General features: G+C 68.3%; 2 protein-coding genes. Both read right to left on the bottom strand.

Going from position 1 to position 3,883, the window contains the following annotated elements:
- Nucleotides 1-168: 168 nt before the first annotated feature.
- Nucleotides 169-1,635 (bottom strand): flippase, encoded by a 1,467-nt coding sequence (locus tag JMF90_RS27720; protein WP_006479321.1) that lies wholly within the window; start codon nt 1,633-1,635, stop codon nt 169-171.
- A 19-nt stretch (nt 1,636-1,654) separates the two neighbouring features.
- The gene (locus tag JMF90_RS27715; protein WP_041489412.1) at nt 1,655-3,847 is read right to left on the bottom strand and encodes a hypothetical protein; all 2,193 of its coding nucleotides are present in this window, start codon (nt 3,845-3,847) and stop codon (nt 1,655-1,657) included.
- Between the last annotated feature and the right edge of the window lie 36 nt (nt 3,848-3,883).

Raw genomic sequence — 3,883 nt, 5'->3', positions numbered from 1 at the left:
AGGTGACGAGCCAGTCGTGGACGATCGCCACGCGCAGCGCACGCGCCGGCTGCCGCGCGCCCGCGCGCTCGGCCGGCACCGCGCGGTGCAGCGCGGCGTCGCCCGGGTGGGCAACGGCGGCATCGGCCGCGGCGAGATTCAGGACGGCGTGTTCCGCCAGATCGCGATTCATATGGTTTTCCTCGCATTGAGACGGACAAACAGGTCGCGCACGAGTGCGCGCAATCCCGGCGTCATCGTGAGCGACCACGCGACGTTCAGCACCAGCACGACCGCGCACATGCCGATCGACTCGCCGAGCCCCGACCAGGCTTGGGCCAGAAACAGGCTCGCGAGCAGGAAGGCGAGATGGGCGAGCATGTCGAGCACGATCGCGCGCATTCGGATCGCCGACAGGTACAGCAGCACGCCGTAGTCGACGAGCGCGCGCGCCGCGACGACCACCGCCGCGCCGATCAGCCCGAAGTGATGAATGCCGAACCACAGGCCGCCGACGAAGAACGGCATCTCGACGAGCCCGGCGAATGCCGCGCGGGCCGGGTTGACCTGCGACTGGATCAGGATGCGCGTGACGCTCGCCTGGCCGACGAGCCACACGCTGATCACCAGCACGCGGCCGACCGGCGCCGAATGCGCGGCGAGATCGGCGCCGACCCACAGCGTGAGGAACGGCGCGAGCGCGAAGATCGCGACGATGCCGACCGGCGTGAATACGCCGTTCAGGAATTCGAGCGACTGGCGCGCGAGGGTATCCGCATGATCGCGGCCGACCGCCGACAGCCGCGGGAACAGCGTGCGCACCAGCGCGTTCGGCAGCATGTTCAACCTTGTGACGAGGTTCTGCGGCACCGTGTAGTAGGTGACGAATTTCGCGCCCATGCCGGCGCCGAGCATCACGCGGTCGAGCGTGTCGGCGATCATGCTGGTCGTGCTCGCGATCAGCATCCAGCCGCCGAAGTTGAACAGCCCTTTCGCGGTGCCCCACTGCGGCGGATCGATGCGGCGGATGCCGAGCACCTTGATGCTGGCCTGCCCGAGCATCACCGCCGCGATCAGCCGCGCGACGACGGCCGCGGCGAGCACCGTCTGCAGGTTCGGCGCGATCCACCACGCGGCGGCGAGCGGCAGCAGCTGGAACAGGAACGTGCCGATCGTCTGGTTCGTGTTGAACACGCCGAACCGTTCGGCGCCGTTGATCGCGCCGGCGAACACCCACGACACGTTCGCGAGCGGAATCGCGAGCGCGAGCCACGGCAGCGCGAGATACACCTCGTGCTGCATCGCGGCCGACACCTTCGTGAAATACGCGGTGTAGACGAACGCGCCGAAATAGATCAGCAGTCCGCCCGCGATGCCGGTGCCGAGATTCAGCCAGAACGCGCTCCAGAACACGCGTGCGCTTTCGTCGGCGTTGCCGCTCGCGAGCGCCTTCGAGATGTGGTTCTGCGCGGCCATGCTCATCCCGAGATCGAGGATCCCGAAATAGCCGATCAGCGTCCACACGAGGCTTACGACGCCATAGCGTTCGACGCCGAGCGCGTGGATGTACGCGGGCACGGTCACCAGCGACACGAAGGTCGGCAGGATCAGCCCGATGAAGTTGATCGAAACGTTCTTGAGTATGCCTTTGTCCATGCTTTAGCCCATGGGCCCGTTAAGGTTTCCAGCGGTACATGAGCACCTTGCCGCGCGCGTCTTCCTCGACGAACACCAGGTACTCGCCGTTCTCGCGCCGGAACGCGCTGATGCCGAACGGCACGTCGACCCAGCCCGACGCCTTGCCGACCTCGGCGCCCGGGCTCATCACGCCGACTTCCTTGCCGGCTTCCTTGTCGTACACGTGGATCTTGCCGACCGGCTCCACCGTGAAGATGTAGCGGCCCTCGACCGTGATCCCGATCAGGTCGAAGATCGGCTTCGCATCGAGCTTCCACGGCAGCGCCACCTGGTAGCGCGCGACCGGCGAGCCCGTCGACCACTTGTCGAAGCGGATCAGCACGCGCCCCACTTCCTTGTTGATGCCCGGCTGCGGCGGCGCATCGGCCGTGTAGCCGGTCACGTACAGCGTGTCGGTCTGCGGCTCGTAGATCGCGCGGCGCAACTGCGTGAACGGCTGCGGCATCGGGTAGGTCGTGACCTTGTCGTACGAATAGATCGGGTTGCCGGCCTTGTCGACGCCGCCGTACTGGAAGCGGTGGATGCCGCGCACGTCGCTCGTGCGCCAGATGTCGCCCTTCGTGTCGACCCACCAGCCCCAGCCGCCCGCCTTCGCCTTGCCCGTCGTGTTGATCTCGGACTCGTCGGCATCGATCCGGCCGTTGCCGTTCGCGTCGCGCCACAGCCAGTCGCCGCCCGGCGGCTTGTTCGGCACCTTGTCGACCGGCCGCGCGCGGCCCGCGATCAGGCCCGACGGAATCGCAACCTCGCCGTCGCGCTTCGCGTCGAAGCGGTAGATCTTCAGGTGATCGGCGTACATGTCGGTCAGGTACAGGAACGTGCGGCCGTCGACGCGCCGCGCGATCGGCATGCCCGGATACTGGTCCGTGTGGAACACCGGGTCGTCCGGATACTTGAAGCGGTTCGACAGGAAGCCGACGTATTTCCAGTCCTGGCCCGGCGGCTTCGACAGGTCGAGCTCGAAGCGCTTGTTGCCCGTGTACACGCTGTTCGGCCGCGCGGGATCGAGCCACGCGCCGTCGACGAACAGCAGCCCCTGCACCTGCCAGCGCAGCTTGCCGTCCGGCGTGTAGCTCTCCAGCACCGCGCCGAGCCCGGCGCCGATCGTGTCGTGGCGCGGCCCGATCCCGTTCATCGATACATAGATGTTGCCCGCGCGGTCGACGCCGACGCCGGTCAGCCCGTTGAAACGCTGCGGCCCCGGCCGGCCCGGCACCGGGCCCGCGAAGATGCCCCCGCGTTCGCCGAGCGTGCCCGACGGCGCATAGCCGTTGCCGCCTTTCGAGAAGATCAGGATCTGCTGGCGCGGCCCGTTGTCCGCGACGAGCACGCGCCCTTTCGCGTCGACCGCCACGTCCACCGCGTCGGTGCCTTCCGGCAGCGCCGGCGCGTCGTCGAGCTTGCGGCCGTCGGCCCGCACGTGCACGAGATGCGCGGGCCCACCCAGCGTATCGGTCAGCAGCCACAGCGTGCCGTCGCCGGCGAGCGCGATGCGGCCCGGCTCGTGCGCGCTCCACGTGCCCTTCTGCTGCATCGTCTCCGCGTCGTACACATCCACCACGTCGCGCGACGGATTGGTCGCGAACAGCGTCTTGTCGTCGGCCGCGAGGCCGCCCACTTCCGCCTTCGCCTCACCCACTTCCGAGCGTGCGGGCGCCGGCACCTCGTTCATCATCATGAAGCTGGCGGCCATCCGTGCGCGGCCGGTATCGGCACGCCCGCCCGGCGCGACCTGCGGCGCCGCGCGAAACGGCGCGGGCTGCTTCATGTCGCCGATCGTGCGCCGCGAGATGCCGAACCATTGCTTGCCCTTGTCCGGCCAGATGCCGGGCGACTGCAGGTGGCCGCGCTCGTTGCCGACGCCGATCGCGACATACGCGTACTTGCCGTTCACCGCGATCGCGCTGCCGCCGAGATTGCCCCAGCCGTGCGTGCCGCCGGCGAAGCCGAGCATCTTCCCGTCCTGGTAGACGCTCGCCTCGGCGCCGCTCTCGTCCCACGGCGCATTCGTATACACCTTGCCCTCGGGCGTCACCGCGATCGCGCGGATGTCGATCTGCGTCCATGTGCCATCGCCATAGCCGAACGTGTTGCCGATCCACGAGGTCGTCGCGGGCAACACCGTTTCGGCCGGCGCGGCGCTCGTCAGCAGCACCGCGCATACCGTCATGCCAACCAGAATCAGACGTCGCAATGCGCTTCTCCA

This window comes from Burkholderia sp. E168m23 (genome assembly GCF_016586125.1).
Classification (GTDB): Bacteria; Pseudomonadota; Gammaproteobacteria; order Burkholderiales; family Burkholderiaceae; genus Burkholderia; species Burkholderia orbicola.
Note: the sequence above shows the minus strand (reverse complement) of the source record. Positions and strands in the feature narration are given on the sequence as shown.

Excerpts from the sequence above, each read along its gene's own strand:
- JMF90_RS27715 (WP_041489412.1), bottom strand. The coding sequence starts at position 3,847 with ATGACGGTATGCGCGGTGCTGCTGACGAGCGCCGCGCCGGCCGAAACG.
- JMF90_RS27720 (WP_006479321.1), bottom strand. The coding sequence starts at position 1,635 with ATGGACAAAGGCATACTCAAGAACGTTTCGATCAACTTCATCGGGCTG.